Genomic DNA, 14,933 nt, shown 5'->3' on the forward strand with positions numbered 1-14,933 from the left:
GATCATGTTACGGCCGGAAAATCGTGATACGCCGGGGGTGTCCGGTCAGGGGGCGAGGGGCAGGCCGATCCCGAGCAGGTGCACCGGGGGCGAGATCACCAGATGCGACAGGCCGGCGTACGGCACGCCGTACGAGCGGAGCGCGGCGACCAGCAGCCGGGCGGCGGTCTCGGCCTCCTCCCGCCCGAGCACCGGGAAGTGCCGGATCAGCCGGCCCTTGTCGTCGGGCGATCGCGGCGGCGACCAGCCCAGGGCGATCAGGTCCGCCTCCCAAGTGGAGCCGGCGTCGGTGGGAATGCCGGCCTGGATCTCCAGACCCCACTCCGCGTCCGTGGTCCACTGCGCGAAGGCGCGCTCGCGCGGCGTTCGGATGACCGCGGTGAAGTGGCTCGACGGGTCCAGGAGCGCGAAATCGGCCACCACCGAGCGCAGCGTCTCGGCCAGCCGCTCCTCCAGCTCCGCCCAGTCGTTCGCCACGTAGCCGCCCGGGATGAACAGGTCGGTCGCCTCCGGCCGCCGGCTGATCATCTGCCAGTAGCCGAGCTGCCCGAGCCCGTCCTCCGCCTCCGCCCACTGCGCGACCTGGTACTCGTCCTTCTCCACCGCCACGGCCGGGCACACCCGCAGCAGGGCGGTGCCGCTGAACCGTTCGAGCTCCAGCAACCGGACCGGGTGGCGCCAGCGCAACATCGGCCCCGGCCCGCGCAGCAGCGACGGCGGCCCCAGGACCTCCTCCAGCAGCGAACGCAGGGCCAGGAAGATCTCGTCCCCCTTCCCCACGCGCAGCGAGATCTGGGTGCGGACGTCATCGGCGCCGTGCCGCGCGAACGTCCCGCGCTCGCCGCCCAGGCCGGTGTCGTACTCCTCCCCGTAGAGCCGGGGGAACCGCGTCCGCAGGGCCTCCTCCTCAGGCGTGTAACGGGCCGGCTGCCAGCCGAGGTGCTCCCGGGCGCGGTCGAAGGCGGCATCGTCCCACCCGGCCAGGTCCAGGCCGGCGAAACGGCGGACGAGCTCGCGGAGCTGGGCATCGTCGTGAGTCATGTCGGGTGATCCTAGCGAGGGTCTTCCACGGCCCCCGCCTCTGCTCCCGTGACCGCCATCCGCCAGACTCGCCTGGATGAAGGGCGGAGAGCAGAGGCAGGACATCCAGGCGCGGTTGGCCGCGGTGAACTGGCCGGTGGTGCTCACCCCCGCCACCGCCGCGAGCCACGGCCCGGCGCTCGTCACGGACCTGTGGCGTCCGGAGGCGGCCGAAGCGGCGGTCCGGACGTTGCGGCGGGTGTGCGCCCAGGGCGAGTACCTCTACCCGGCAGCCGTCGAACTGCTCCCGTTCCTGACCCTGGCCGCCGCCGACCCGTCCGTGCCCGTCCGGGCCCCGCTCATCGACGCGGTCGGAGAGATCGCCGCCACCGCCGCCCGAGCCCAGGCCCTCGGCCATGAGATGCGGCTGCCCGCCATGGCCTCCCTCCGCACCGGCCCCGGCCCGTCCCCGGCCTCCCAGATCCGCTCGCTCCCGGCGGCCACCTGGCCCACCGTGTGGGACCGCGCCGTCACCGACCTCTGCGCCCTCCTCGACGACCCTTCCCCGCCCGTACGGCGGAGCACCGCCGCCGCCCTGGCGCAGGCGACCGCCCGGGCCGAGGAGGTCACGCGCCTCCTCCAGTCCCGCTGCGACGCCGAACCCGACGCCGTGGCGGCCGAACGCATGGTCGCCTCCATCGCCGAGCTGACCCTCCACACCAGCGGCCCCCACCGCCAGAACCTCCTGACCTGGCTCCGAGCCCACCTGCCCCGGATGGACGTTGGCCGGCCAGACCTCCGCGTGGCCGCCCTGCGAGCCTTGCGCCGCGTCCTCCCCACCCACGACGACCCGATTTACGCCCGAACAGCGGCCGAAGTCCTCCTGGACCCCACCCGGCACCCCTCACCCGCCCGCTCCGCCCCCTCCTCCCCGGACCCCGGCCACCATCCTTCGGCCGCCCGCCCCGACCTCTTCGACCTGCAGGCTTCCGAAGTGCGGGAGGTCGGCGAGCTGCTGGGCGGGGACCTGGGCGGGCGGCTGGCGCTCACCCGCGGCCTGCTGCGCCACCCCCGGCCGGAGCACCGCACCGGCGGCCTGGAGCTGGCGGCGGCCCTGCTGGCCGACCGGCGTTCGGTGGTTCCCGCTCTGCTGCCCGAGGTGGCCGGCCTGGTCGACGACCCCCTGCCCGCGAACCGGGCCCTGGCCCTGCGCATCCTGGCCATGTGCGCGACCGCCTCCCGCCCCTGGGCCGATGCGGTCGCCGCGCACACGACCTCGGACGACGAGCCGGACCCCCTGGTCCGGACCCAGGCCCTGTGGGCCCTGGGCAAGATGGGCGACCCCCGATGCGTCCCCGTGCTGGCCGCCCGCATGTCCGCAGGCCCGCGCCGGGAACGGCGGGACGGCTTCCGCGACTGGCTGCCGCTGTCGAACGTCGGCCGCTGGAGCGACCTGGAGCTGAACTTCTGCGAGCTGCTCGCCCCGCTGGCCGTACACCACCGCGACCTGCTGACCCCTCTGCTGGTCAAGATGGCGGCCCGGCACGACCGGCTCCACTACCCCCAGGTCCTGGCCGCCTGGCATCACGCCGGGGCTCCCGTGGTGCCGGACCTGGTGGAACTGCTCGACACCGAGTACGCGATCTGGGCGGCGTACGCGCTCACGGTGATCGCCCCCGGCCCGGTGGCGGTCGGCCGGGAGCACAGGCTGCGCCCGCTCCTCGGCCCCCTCGACCCCCGCGGCCGGAACCGGGAGCGCCTCGACCCGCTCCTCTACTGGCGGCTCACCGGGGACACCGGACCCGTCCTCACCGCCCTTGACGCCGGGCCCACCCCGGCCTGGTACCGCGCCGAGATCTACGCCGAGCTGGGACCGGCGGCGGCCGGGGGAGCGGAGTGGCTGCGGCAGGAGCTACGGACGCTGCGCCCTGCGCTGGCCCTTCGGCACCTGCGGGCCCTGTGGCGAGTCACCGGCGACCCCGCCGAGGTGGTCCCCGCGCTGCTGTCGCTGACCGCACCCGCCACCGCCGCCTCCGACACCGTCCCCGCGCTGCTCACCCTGTGCGAGATCGCCCCGACCGGCCAGGTCCTGGACCGCCTCCGCGCCCTGATCCACCGGGCCCGGTCCCTCGGTCACGAGCGCACCCTCGGCGTGGCCCGCGCCTTGTGGCAGCACAGCCGCCGTGCCGACGAGGTCGTCCCGGCGTTGATGACCCTGGTCGACCAGGTGACCGAGCCCAGCGGCTGGCGGCCGCCCACCCGGCTGGAGCCGCTGGCCCTGCTCGCCGAGATCGCCGCCGCCGACCCCGAGGGTGTCGCCCCCGCACTGCCCCGGCTTCGCGCGCTCGTCGACACCGACGAACGCCCGTACACCTACCGGAACTGGCGGCCCGTCGAGCGTCGTCACTGGCGCTCCGTCGAGGACGACGAGGCCCTCCGCACCGCCGCCCACGCCGTCCTCACCGCCGCCGCACGTTAGGGAAACGCCCGGGCGAAGGACCAGGGGACGGGCGCGCCCCCACCCAGGTGGGTGAGCCGGGTGGAGGGTAGGCGATCGGTCGCACCCAGGGCCGAGTGGAGGGGCGGTGGATGGGGGGCCAAGACTGAGCGGAGGGTCAGTGAATAGGGGCGTCCAGGGCTGAGTGGATGGCGGCCTGGATGCGGTTGACGTCGCCTCGTTCGCCGGGTGGGAGGGGCGCGCCCACTGACGCACGGAGATCCTCCGCCTCCGCGAGCAGCCGGCCGGCCTCCGCGAACGAGCCGGCGGCCGCGGCGACGCCGGCCAGGCCCTCCTTGGCCAGGGCCACCGCCCGCGAGTCGCCAAGCCGCAGCGCGGCGGCGAGGGCCTGCTCGTGCCAGGATCGGGCCGGCCCGAGGGCCCCCCGCTGCTCGGCCACGAACCCGAGCTCGGACAGCAGCAACGTCACCCCGTAGAACGGCACCCCGTAGTCCGCCTCCAGCCGCCCGTTCCACGCCAGCGACTCCAGGAAGTACGCCTCGGCCGCGTCCAGGTCACCGGCCCGCCGCGCGACCAGCCCCAGCCCGACGCGGGCGAACTCCTCGGCGAACCGGTTGGACTGCTCGCCCGCCAGCCGCAACCCCCGTTCGTGGCACTCCCGCGCCCGCTCGAGGTCGCCGGTCAGCAGGGCGATCCGCCCGAGCCCGGACCACCGGTAGGACGCGTCCACCCACAGCCGCAGCTCCTCCGCCAGCCGCAGGCCGGTGCGGTGCAGACGCTCGGCCAGGCCGTACTCGCCGCCGATCTCGGCGACGTAGGCGAGCAGGTCGGCGGCCTGGAGCTGTCCCCACCCGTCCCCGAGCTGCTCGAACAGCTCCATGCTCCGGCGGCCGGCCCGTGCGGCGCGGTCGTGCTCGCCCTGGAAGACCGCCTGCTTGGCCTGCCCGGCCAGCGCCGCCGCCTCGCCCCAGCGGTCGCCCGCGGCCTGGAAACCGGCCAACGCGCGGTCGAGCAGGTCACCGGCCGTGGCGGCGTCGCCGAAGGTCAGGTGCGCCAGCGCGAGGAACCAGAGCGAGCGCGGATCGCCCGCCCCGGCGGAGCCGGCCACCGCCCGGGTGCGCTCCAGAAGGTCGGTGCCGTCACCGGTGAGCATGGCGAACCCCGCGTGCCAGGCGGCCGTCCGGGGCGAGTCGCCGCCGGGCAGGGTCAGGACGCGGGCGAGCGCGCTCTGGCCCTCCCGGTGCCTGCCGCGCAGGTACCAGTACCACGCCAGCGCGCCCGCCAGCCGCGCGGCCTGGGCCCCGTCGGTGAGGTGGGCGAGGGTGGCCCGCAGGTTGTGCGCCTCGGCGTCCAGGCGCTCCAGCCACTCCCGCTGGGCGCTGCCGTACAACCGGGGTTCGGCGCGTTCGGCCAGCTCGGTGTAGTAGCGGTCGCGGCGCGCGAAGGCCGGGTCGGCGGGGTCGAGCCGTTCGAGGCAGTAGGCGGCGATCGACTCCAGCAGCCGGTAGCGGGTCCCGCCCAGCGACTCGACCATCGATCTGGCGACCAGGTGGTCCAGCAGGTCGGCGACGTCGAGCCCGGGTTCCGCGCAGACCTGCTCGGCGGCCTCCAGCGTGCACCCGCCCGGGTGGACGGCCAGGCGGAGCAGCACCAGGCGTTCGGGCTCGGTGAGCTGCTCCCAGCTCCAGTCGATCATCGCGCGCAACGTCCGCTGGCGGGCCGGCCGTCCTCTGCCGGTGGCGGCCAGCAGCCGGAAGCGGTCGTCCAGCCGCTCGGCCACGCCCCGCACGCCCAGGGCCCGCATGCGCGCGGCGGCCAGCTCCAGGGCCAGCGGCAGCCCGTCGAGCCGCGCGCAGATGGCCGCCACCCACGGCGCGCTCTCGGCGTCCAGCACGAAACCGGGCGCGGCGGCCGAGGCACGGGCCACGAAGAGCCGCACGGCCGCCGCCTGCCCCAGCTCGTCCGGGCCGGCGGCGCCGGGGGACGGCAGGCCGAGCGGCGCGACCGCGTAGAGCGTCTCGCCGGGCAGGGCCAGGGACTCCTGGCTGGTGGCCAGCACCCGCACCCCCGGCGCGGCGCCGAGCACCGACGCCACCAGCTCGGCGACCGGCTCGACCAGGTGCTCGCAGTTGTCGAGCACGAGCAGCAGCCGCTGCCCGCTCAGCGCGTCGGCCAGCCGGTGCGCCAGCTCCGCCGGGCGCACGCCGGGACGGGCGCCGGTGGCGGGCTCGTCGCGCACGCACAGCTCGGCGGTGATCGTCTCGGCCACCGCCATGGGGCCGCCCGAGACCCCGGCCAGCTCGACCAGCCACACGCCGTCGGGGAAGGCCGCGCCCAGCCCTTCGGCGGCGGCCAGGGCCAGCCGGGTCTTGCCCACCCCGCCGGGGCCGGTCAGGGTGAGCAGCCGGGTCGAGTCCAGCAGCGTGCGGACCTCGGTCACGTCCCGTTCCCGGCCGATCAGCTCGGTGAGCGGGGCTCGCAGGTTGGTGCGCGGCCCGCGCGGCGGCGTCACCGGGTCCAGTCCGGGGTCCTGCCGGAGCATCGCCTGGTACAGGGCCGACAGCTCGGGGCCGGGGTCGAGGCCCAGCTCCTCGCTGAGCCGCTCGCGAAGCTCGGCGTAACCGCTCAGCGCCTCGCTCTGCCGTCCGGACCGGTAGAGCGCCCGCAGGTGCGCGGCCCGCAGCCGTTCACGCAGCGGGTGCTCCGCCACCAGCTCGCCCAGCTCGTCGGCCACCCGGTCGTGCTCGCCCAGCGCCAGCCGTACCTCCGCCTGCTCCTCCAGCGCGGTCAGCCGCTGCTCCTCCAGGCGGGTGGCCGGGATGCGGGCGAACTCCTCGTCGCCGAAGTCGGCGTAGGCGGGGCCGCGCCACAACCCGAGCGCCTCGTCCAGCAGGGCGGCCTTCTCCTGCGGTGCGGCACTCGCGCGCGCCCGCGCGAGCAGGTCGGTGAACCGCGCGGCGTCCACGTCGGCGGCGCGCAGGACGTACCCCCTGGCCTGGAAGGCGACCAGCTCGCGCCCGCCCGGCTCGCCCTGCTCCAGGGCGCGGCGCAACTGGGAGACCTTGGTCTGCAGCGTGTTGCCCGGGCTGCCGGGCGGCTCGTCGCCCCACAGGTCCTCGACCAGGCGGTCGGCGGAGACGGTGCGGCCCTCGTGCGCCAGCAGAACGGCCAGCAGCGCCCGGACCTTCGCCTCGGGCACCCGCACCGGCCGGCCCTCGTCCGTCCACACCGCCAACGGTCCAAGAACCCCGAATCGCACCAGGCCATGGTACCCGCAGCCGATCGTCAGCCGATCGTGCGCGGCCTGGCCGAAGGTGGAGCACGCAACGAACCGCACACCCCTCGCCGAGGAGCACGTCATGACCGTCAACCGTGAGATCCACCTCGCCGCGCACCCCGTCGGCGAGCCGCAGCCGCGGGACTTCACGCTCGCCACGACCCCGATGCCCGAACCGGCCGAAGGCCAGGTCCTGGTCCGCAACACCTGGATGTCGGTCGACCCCTACATGCGCGGGCGCATGGACCCGCGCGAGTCCTACCTGCCGCCCTTCCGGCTCGGCGAGCCGATGGAGGGGGCCGCGATCGGTGAGGTCGTGCTCTCGCGCGCCCCGGAACTGCCCGTCGGCACCACCGTCGTGCACTTCCTCGGCTGGCGCGAGTACGCCGTCGTGGACGCTGCCGCCGCGACCGTCGCCGACCCGGGCCTGGCCCCGGCCGAGGCCTGGCTGGGCGTCCTGGGCACCACCGGGCTGACCGCCTACGCGGCCCTGACCGAGGTCGCCCCGGTACGGCAGGGCGACGTGGTCCTCGTCTCGGCGGCGGCCGGCGCGGTCGGCAGCATCGCCGGCCAACTGGCCCGCAAGCTGGGCGCCTCCCGGGTGATCGGCTCGGCGGGCGGCCCGGTGAAGACCGAGCGGCTGGTCAAGGACTTCGGCTACGACGCAGCGATCGACTACCGCGCCGGCTCGCTCGCCGGGCAACTGGCCGAGGCGGCCCCCGACGGCGTCGACGTCTACCTCGACCACGTCGGCGGCGACCACCTGGTGGCCGCGATCGACGCCCTGCGCCCCGGCGGTCGCATCGCCCTGGTCGGGGCGATCAGCTCCTACAACGCCACCGAGCCGGCCCCCGGCCCGGGCAACCTGTTCGAGCTGGCCGCCAAGGACGCCACGCTGCGCGGGATGCTGGTCAACTCCTACTTCCACCTGTTCCCGGAGTGGATCGGCAAGGCCGCCGGCTGGCTGGCCGACGGCTCGCTGCACACCGAGCTGACCGTGGCGGACGGCATCGAGCGGGCGCCCGCGGCCTTCCTGGAGATGATGCGGGGCGGCAACGTGGGCAAGATGCTGGTGCGGCTCTGAACACCCGGCCGCACCTCCGGCCGGCCGGGTCAGCGGCCGAAGCAGTACACCGGGATGTAGCTCTCCGAGCCGTCGGCGTTGGTCACCACGTACAGGTCGTAGCCGAGGCCGAGCGGCGGCTGCACGCGCCGCACGAACCGCGCCCCCTCCGGAGCCCGCTCCGGGCAGCTCGGCCCCAGGCCCGGCCAGCCGGCGCTGCTCTGCTCGGGGGCGCGGGTGTCGGCGAAGCTGGGAACGCTCACGAGCAACGCACTGGCGGAAAGCAGGCCGATAAGGACGTATCGCATGAAGGTCTCCTCAGACGAGAGTGGCCGCCCCCCGGGGAGATGAGCGTCGCGGGGGGCGTGTCTCGACAGTAGGGGGCCACCCGGCGGGAGCCCCAGGGACGAGGCACCAACCTGCCGCGCGACGGCCGCCAGATGCCGTTTCCGCAGCATGGTGCGAGCGAGCCCCCGCTTAACGGGGCCGCCCCCGGGTAGCCCGAGGGCTCCACGGAAGGAGCCGACCATGGCAGACGGCCATACCAAGCCGGAGACGATGCAGGAGACCGACGTCATCGAGCTGCTGCTGGCGCAGCACGGCATGATCCGGAACCTGTTCGACGAGGTCGAGCAGGCCGCACCGGACCGGCGGGCGGAGGCGTTCACGCGGCTCGTGCGGCTGCTGGCCGTGCACGAGACCGCGGAGGAGGAGATCGTGCACCCGTTCGCCCGCATGAAGATCGAGGGCGGCGACGGCTTGGTGGACGACCGCCTGGCCGAGGAGCGCGAGGCCAAGGAGCTCCTGCAGCACATGGACCAGGCGGGGCCGGACGACCCCGACTTCACCAAGAACCTGCTCACGCTGCGGGCCGCCGTCGAGGCCCACGCGCGCAGCGAGGAACGCTACGAGTTCAACAAGATCATCCAGCACACCAGCGTGGCGGAGCGGCGGGCGATGGCCGCCGGCGTCAAGGCCGCCGAGGCCCTGGCCCCCACCCACCCGCACCCCGGCACCGAGTCGGCGATCAAGAACCTCCTCGTCGGCACCCCGGTCGCCATGATGGACCGGGCTCGGGACGTCATCCGCCAAGCCCTGGGCAAGCGGCCCTGACCTCTCCTCCGGGCGGACGTGACTCGGCGCCCGCCCGGCCTTGTCGGCTCCGGTTCGAGAGCGGGTCAAGATCGCTCCACATGTCGTGCACGGAACGTCACTCCCCGTGGCCGCGCGGTTAGGTTCGGTGCGCGGAACCGGGCCGCCCGAGGACCAGGACCGACCTCGGCGCCTCCGGGCGAGTCCTCCTGCGCGCCCCGGCTTCGCGGAGCCGAGAGGAGGACTTCTGTGCTGTCGACGAACAGGTGGGGTGCCCTGGGCGGGGCCGCCGTCACCCTGATGGGCGGGCTGCTCTGGGCCGTCACCCCCGCCTACGCCTCCGCCGCCCCGGCGGTGTGCCCGCTCGGGACGAGCGACGCGTCGCCCACCTACCGCGAGCCCGGCACCTTCACCTGCACCGGGCCGGCCGGCTATCGCATCCTGACCGTCACGCTCATCGGCGCCGGTAGTGGCGGTGGGGGTGGCGGTGCCGGGCACGGTGGGGCCGGTGGCAGCGGAGGCGGCGGGGGAGGGGCCGGCGGGGCCCTCGTCTGCAGCGGGCCCTACCGCGCCGGCGGGGACATCGTCATCAAGGTCGGCGCGGGTGGGGCCGGTGGCAAGGGCGGGACCTCCGCCGTGAGCGCCCAGCCCGGTGCCGCGCCCGAGGTCACCAGCGTCACCTTCGACGGGCCCGCCGGGAAGCTCGGCTCCGTCACCGCCGAGGGGACCACCGGCGGCGGCCCCGGCACCCCTGCCGCCGCCCTGTCCGACCCGGGTACGGCAGGCACAGGTAAGGACGGCACCAGTGGTACGGCCGGCGGTTCGGTCGCTGTGGGCGGGGCGGCCGGGAAGGGCGGTGGGGTCTCCTGCCGGGTCGGCACCTCGATCATCCACGTCCAGCCCGCCGGCCGCCCGGGCACGCCCGGCGCCGAGGCCACAGGCGGGTACGGCGGAGCGGGCGGACTCGGCGGCAAGGCCCGGTCGGCCACGGCCCTGACCGCCTGCCCGGCGAACGCCGGAACAGGAGGCGACGGCGGCAAGGGCGGCGACGGGAACCCCACCGCCGGAAAGACCGGCGCCACCCCGAACACCAGCACCCAGGACACGAGCACCCAGGACAGCGGCACCCAGGGCAGCGGTCACGACGGCACCCCAGGGGCGGCGGGGTGCGTAGCCCTCTCGTTCAGCAACTGACCGACACTCCGCTGCGGGCTGCGGAGCGCTCGGGGACGGCGACGGATCCTGCCCGCGCCGAGTGACGCAGCCCACCCCCTCAACCCCCTCACCAGGCCAGAGCCCCGGTTTCGGTTCCGGCCCGCGGGGCAAGCGTCACGAATGACGATCCGACGTTTCCCCATGGTGGACAGCACCCTGTCGATGCTGGCCCGCGGCTACGCCTGGCTGCCCGGCCTCCTGCGCCACACCGGCGGCGCGCCCGCACGGCTCCGGGTGATGGGCAAGCCGGCGGTGGCCATCCGCGGCCCCGAAGCCGCCAGATTCTTCTACGACGAACGCCACGTCCGAAGAGCAGGCGCCCTGCCCGAGCCGGTCCAGGCGACCCTGACCGGCAAGGGCGCCGTGCACACCCTGGACGGCCCCGCCCACCGCTCCCGCAAGGCGATGTTCCTCTCCGTGCTGGCCGACCCCGAACGGGTCGCCGACCTGGTGGACCAGGTGGGCGAGTGCTGGGACGCCCGCGCCGCCACCTGGGCGGACGGCCGGGAGGTGGTGATGTTCGACGAGGCGGGCCGCGCGATCACCGAGGCGGTCTGCCGCTGGTCGGGCGTCCCGCTGGACCCGGCCGACGTGGACGGAACCGCCCGCGACCTGGTCTCCCTGGTCGACGGCTTCGGCACGCTGGGCGCCCGTCACTGGCGGGCCAGGCGCGCCCGCGTCCGCCTGGAGAAGCGGCTGGCCCGGCTCCTCTCCGAACCCGCCGGCGTCGCACCGGGTTCGGTGGCCGCGCTCGTCGCCGGGCACCGGGACGAGGACGGCGAGCAACTCACACCGCAGCTCGCCGCGGTCGAACTGCTCAACATCATCCGCCCCACCGTGGCAGTGGCCTGGTACGTCGCGTTCGCGGCGCACGCCCTGCACCGCTGGCCGGACAACCGTGCGAGGCTGAGCGGCGGCGACCCGGCCTACGCCGAGGCGTTCGCCCAGGAGGTGCGGCGCTTCTACCCCTTCGCCCCCTACGTCGGCGGCCAGGCGGTGAAGGACCTGAGCTGGCGGGGCGAGCAGATCCCCGAGGGCGCGCTGGTCCTGCTCGACCTGTACGGCCAGCACCACGACGAGGCCCGCTGGGACCGCCCGTACTCCTTCGACCCCAAGCGCTTCCTCGACGTCGGCATCGGCCGCGACGACCTGATCCCGCAGGGCGGCGGCGACCCGCACACCGGCCACCGCTGCCCCGGCGAGGCCGTCGCCGTCGGCGTGCTCCGCGCGCTGGCGGTCCGGCTGGCGCGGCTCAGCTACACCGTCCCGGACCAGGACCTGCGCATCCCGCTGAACCGCATCCCCACCCTGCCGCGCAGCGGCTTCCGTATCACCGGCGTGCGGATCTCCCGGGAGCGGGCCGTACCTCTGAGGTCCTCTAAGGTCTAGGGAAACCGTCGACACCCTGGGAGGGCTGCGTGGCGCGAGCCGGGCTGAGCGCCGAACGGCTGACGCTGGAGGCCGCGAACCTGGCCGACGAGGTCGGGTTCGCGAACGTGACCATCTCGGCGCTGGCCCGCCGCTTCGGGGTGAAGGACGCCAGCCTGTACTCGCACGTCAAGAACGCCCACGACCTGCGGGTGCGGGTGGCGCTCCTGGCGCTCGCCGAGCTCGCCGACCAGGTGGCGACGGCGCTGGCCGGACGGGCGGGCAAGGACGCGCTGGTCGCCTTCGCCAACGCCTACCGCGACTACGCCCGGGCGCACCCCGGCCGGTACGCGGCGGCCCGGATGGAGCTCGACGACGCCACGGCCGAGGCCAGCGCCGCCCGGCGGCACTCGGAGATGACGCGGGCCCTCCTGCGGGGCTACGCGCTGCCGGAGCCGGCCGAGACCGACGCGGTGCGGTTGCTGCACAGCACCTTCCACGGCTACGTCAGCCTGGAGACGGCCGGCGGGTTCAGCCGGACCGAGCGTGAGGTCGAGGCGTCCTGGGCGCGCAGCCTCGATGCCCTGGACGCCATGCTCCGCCACTGGCCCGCCCCCTGACCGGCCCGCCTGCCGTACCAGCAGATCCCGGGTCAGCCCAGCCGCTTGACGTCGTCGGCGCGCCTGAGGAAGAGCAGGCCGTCGATCCGGCCGAGCCGCGCGGGGTCCACCGGGAAGTAGGCGAAGTCGCCGGTCACCCGGCGGTCGGCCTGGCCGGCGGTCTCGGCCAGGCGGCGCGCGTCGACGAGCGCGGCGTCCCACGGCAGGCCGGACAGGAGGGCCTCGACGGTGCCGGGGGCCGGGGCGTCGCCGTCCAGGGTGCCCAGGGCGGAGGCGAGGAAGGCGTACTGCTCGCCCAGGGCGGCCGAGACCAGCGCGCCCGCGCTCCACCACTCCAGCGACTGCTCGCCCAGCGCCATCACGCTCTGGTCGCGCTGCAGATGCAGGTTGCTGGAGTAGATCAGGGCCGGGCCGTGCGCGGCCAGCGCCCGCAGGTTGGCGGCCATCATCGCGTCCCGGAGGGCCGACAGTCGGCCCCAGCGCTGCGGCGAGGCGTCGGCCATCCAGTAGTGGTAACGCAGCAGGCCCACGGCGGTGCGCGCATACAGCTCGGCCTGCTCCCGCTCGGCCGGGTCGAGCTGCGGCGTCCGCGTCTCCAGCAGCGCCACCAGGTCGTCGGCGATCACCCGGAGCCGCTCGGCCTCGGGGGAGCGGCCGATCGACCGGGCCGGGTCCATGGCCGCGGCCTCGTTCGACCACCGCTCGTCGGCGCCGAGGAGCTCGTCGAGGGTCTCCGCGCTGACGATCGCCGCCAGGAGCGGGCCGTCGAGCAGCGCGTACAGGCCGGTCAGCGCCTCGCGCGGGCTGGCCGCCCAGTACTCCAGCGGCCCGTCGAACCCGAAGAAGCGCAGCCGCGTGCCGTGCTCGGCGTTGTAGGCCCGCATCCAGCGCACCAGCTCCCGGTTGGCGGGCGAGGCGCCGAAGCCGTGGCTGAAGCCGCGTTCCATGACCTCGTCGAGGTCGCCCTCGCCGGTCGCGAGGTAGCGGTCGACCACCTGGCCCATGAGGCAGTCGCTCTCCAGGGCGAACGAGCGGTAGCCCTCGTGCTCGACCAGGTGGCGGAAGAGCTCGTTGCGCGCCTCGCCCAGCTCGCCCACGAAGTGCCGGGCCTCGCCCAGGCCGAGCAGCCGCGGGGCGGCGGGCAGGGAGCGCAGGAAGGCCGAGACGCCCGCGCCGTCGAACGGCCGGGCAAAGTCCTTGATGTCCATGCCTTCAACGCTATCGTTGAACTACCGGTGTAAACTTGGCCCTGATCAGGCTGGATGAAGCCGGTGTAAACCTTCAAACGGCAGGACAGGCATGAGACCCGTGGACCTGGCGCGCGAGCACGGCCTGTCCACCCAGGCGGTCCGCAACTACGAGGACGCCGGCATCCTGCCCGCCGCCGCCCGCACCGCGAGCGGCTACCGCGCCTACACGCCGCTGCACGCGCACGCCCTGCGGGCCTTCCTCGCCCTCGTGCCCGGGTACGGTCACCCCACGGCGACCGCGATCATGCAGGCGGTCAACCGGGGCGAGGTCGAGCAGGCGCTGCGGCTGGTGGACGAGAGCCACGGCCAGCTCCTCGACGACCGGCGCACCCTCCAGGCCGTCGAGGCCGCCCTGCGGGACCTGGCCCCGGTGCCGCAGGAGCGCGGCGACACCTTCATCGGGCCGCTGGCCAGGCGGCTCGGCCTGCGGCCGGCGACGCTGCGCAAATGGGAGAACGCCGGCCTGATCCGCCCCGCCCGTGACCCGCGGACCGGCTACCGCGTCTACAGCGCGGCCGACGTCCGGGACGTACGGCTGGCACACCAGTTGCGGCGCGGCGGTTACCTCCTGGAGCAGATCGCCCCGCTGATCGCCCAGGTCCGCTCGGCCGGGGGCGTGGCCCCGCTGGAGTCGACGCTGGCCGACTGGCAGGCCCGCCTGTCGGCTTGGGGACGCGCGATGCTCAAGGGCGCGGCCGGGCTGGACGCCTACCTGCACGCCCTGGAGTCCTGACGAACCGGCCTCGAAGACCAGGCCAGGTCGTCCACCGCCAGGAACGGAGCGACGGCGAGCGCCGTGGGGGTGAGCCCGGTGCTGGCCAGCACGTCGCGGTGCAGGTGGGACTGGTCGCTGTAGCCGCACTCCGCCGCGACCCGCGCCGCCGGCACCCCGGCGGCCAGCCGGTGGGCGGCGACGTCGAACCGCACCAGCCTGGCCGCCTGCTTGGGCGCCAGCCCGATCTGTGCCCGGAAGCGTGACCACAGCCGCTTGCGGCTCCACCCGACCTCGCCGGCCAGCTCGTCGACCCTGACCAGGCCGCCGCCGGTCCGCATCCGCCGCCAGGTCCAGGCCACCTCCGGGTCGGCGCGGACGCCGTCCAGGCGGGCGAGCAACGCCTGTTCGGTGAGCGCGAACCGGGCGGCCCAGCCGGGCGCCTCCGCGAGCCGCTCCGCCAGGTGCCCGGCCGAGCGGCCCCACACCTGCTCCAGGCCGGTCAGCTCGTCGAGTCCGGTCCCGAGGAGGGCGTGGGCGAGCACGGGGGACAGGCGGATCTGCACGCACCCGAACGCGTCGGCGTGCCGTACCCGGACCGGACCCGAACCGAGCCCCAGCCCGGCCGCCAGGCTGCCGCGAACCTCGAGCCCGCTGAGCCCGCTCGTGCCCGGCCGGGTGACGGTGACCGTACCGCCGCCGAACACCACGGCCAGCGTCACCGCCGGGTGCGGGATCAGCGGCAGGTCGGCCGGAGTGCGGGCGAGACCCCCGAAACCGGCCATGGTGAGTCCGGGGATCCGGCTGGGCCGCGCCGGGCGGGCGACGTCCCACACCACCTGGGAGGAGGACACCCTT

At 75.1% G+C, this 14,933-nt stretch carries 12 protein-coding genes; 7 read left to right on the plus strand and 5 right to left on the minus strand.

The genetic code is table 11. From position 1 onward, the window contains the following. Positions 1–45: 45 nt before the first annotated feature. On the minus strand, positions 46–1,041 hold the full coding sequence (locus tag AB0I67_RS19245) for a hypothetical protein (protein ID WP_357925045.1): 996 nt from the start codon (positions 1,039–1,041) through the stop codon (positions 46–48). Between the two features lie 76 nt (positions 1,042–1,117). Here AB0I67_RS19245 and AB0I67_RS19250 point away from each other — a divergent pair, with 76 nt between their 5' ends. Beyond that, a complete protein-coding gene (locus AB0I67_RS19250) occupies positions 1,118–3,499 on the plus strand; it encodes a HEAT repeat domain-containing protein (protein WP_357925048.1) in 2,382 nt (793 codons plus the stop codon). A gap of 136 nt (positions 3,500–3,635) precedes the next feature. Here the strand turns inward: AB0I67_RS19250 and AB0I67_RS19255 are convergent, their stop codons facing one another. After that, positions 3,636–6,737 (minus strand): BTAD domain-containing putative transcriptional regulator, encoded by a 3,102-nt coding sequence (locus AB0I67_RS19255; protein ID WP_357925050.1) that lies wholly within the window; start codon positions 6,735–6,737, stop codon positions 3,636–3,638. Between the two features lie 100 nt (positions 6,738–6,837). On the opposite strand from AB0I67_RS19255, the gene AB0I67_RS19260 reads away from it, so the two are divergent. Then, the gene (locus tag AB0I67_RS19260; protein ID WP_357925052.1) at positions 6,838–7,839 is read left to right on the plus strand and encodes an NADP-dependent oxidoreductase; all 1,002 of its coding nucleotides are present in this window, start codon (positions 6,838–6,840) and stop codon (positions 7,837–7,839) included. Positions 7,840–7,868: 29 nt separating this feature from the next. Here AB0I67_RS19260 and AB0I67_RS19265 read toward each other — a convergent pair whose 3' ends face one another. Next, complete coding sequence (locus tag AB0I67_RS19265) at positions 7,869–8,126, minus strand: hypothetical protein (protein WP_357925055.1); 258 nt, start codon at positions 8,124–8,126, stop codon at positions 7,869–7,871. A gap of 220 nt (positions 8,127–8,346) precedes the next feature. On the opposite strand from AB0I67_RS19265, the gene AB0I67_RS19270 reads away from it, so the two are divergent. From AB0I67_RS19270 to AB0I67_RS19285, 4 genes are all read left to right on the plus strand, one after another. Further along, the gene (locus tag AB0I67_RS19270) at positions 8,347–8,931 is read left to right on the plus strand and encodes a hemerythrin domain-containing protein (RefSeq protein ID WP_357925057.1); all 585 of its coding nucleotides are present in this window, start codon (positions 8,347–8,349) and stop codon (positions 8,929–8,931) included. Between the two features lie 228 nt (positions 8,932–9,159). Then, complete coding sequence (locus AB0I67_RS19275) at positions 9,160–10,104, plus strand: hypothetical protein (RefSeq protein ID WP_357925060.1); 945 nt, start codon at positions 9,160–9,162, stop codon at positions 10,102–10,104. 141 nt (positions 10,105–10,245) lie between these two features. Beyond that, a complete protein-coding gene (locus AB0I67_RS19280) occupies positions 10,246–11,514 on the plus strand; it encodes a cytochrome P450 (RefSeq protein WP_357925062.1) in 1,269 nt (422 codons plus the stop codon). Positions 11,515–11,543: 29 nt separating this feature from the next. Beyond that, on the plus strand, positions 11,544–12,113 hold the full coding sequence (locus tag AB0I67_RS19285; protein ID WP_357925065.1) for a WHG domain-containing protein: 570 nt from the start codon (positions 11,544–11,546) through the stop codon (positions 12,111–12,113). Between the two features lie 32 nt (positions 12,114–12,145). Here the strand turns inward: AB0I67_RS19285 and AB0I67_RS19290 are convergent, their stop codons facing one another. Continuing rightward, the gene (locus tag AB0I67_RS19290) at positions 12,146–13,321 is read right to left on the minus strand and encodes an erythromycin esterase family protein (protein ID WP_357925068.1); all 1,176 of its coding nucleotides are present in this window, start codon (positions 13,319–13,321) and stop codon (positions 12,146–12,148) included. 91 nt (positions 13,322–13,412) lie between these two features. Between AB0I67_RS19290 and AB0I67_RS19295 the strand changes: the two genes are divergently transcribed. Continuing rightward, a complete protein-coding gene (locus tag AB0I67_RS19295) occupies positions 13,413–14,096 on the plus strand; it encodes a TioE family transcriptional regulator (protein WP_357925070.1) in 684 nt (227 codons plus the stop codon). Here the strand turns inward: AB0I67_RS19295 and AB0I67_RS19300 are convergent. Next, entirely contained in the window at positions 14,072–14,929 is an 858-nt protein-coding gene (locus tag AB0I67_RS19300; RefSeq protein WP_357925073.1) for a helix-turn-helix domain-containing protein, read from the minus strand. The two genes, AB0I67_RS19295 and AB0I67_RS19300, sit on opposite strands and share 25 nt — an antisense overlap. Between the last annotated feature and the right edge of the window lie 4 nt (positions 14,930–14,933).

This window comes from Nonomuraea sp. NPDC050310 (genome assembly GCF_040655795.1).
Lineage (GTDB): Bacteria > Actinomycetota > Actinomycetes > Streptosporangiales > Streptosporangiaceae > Nonomuraea.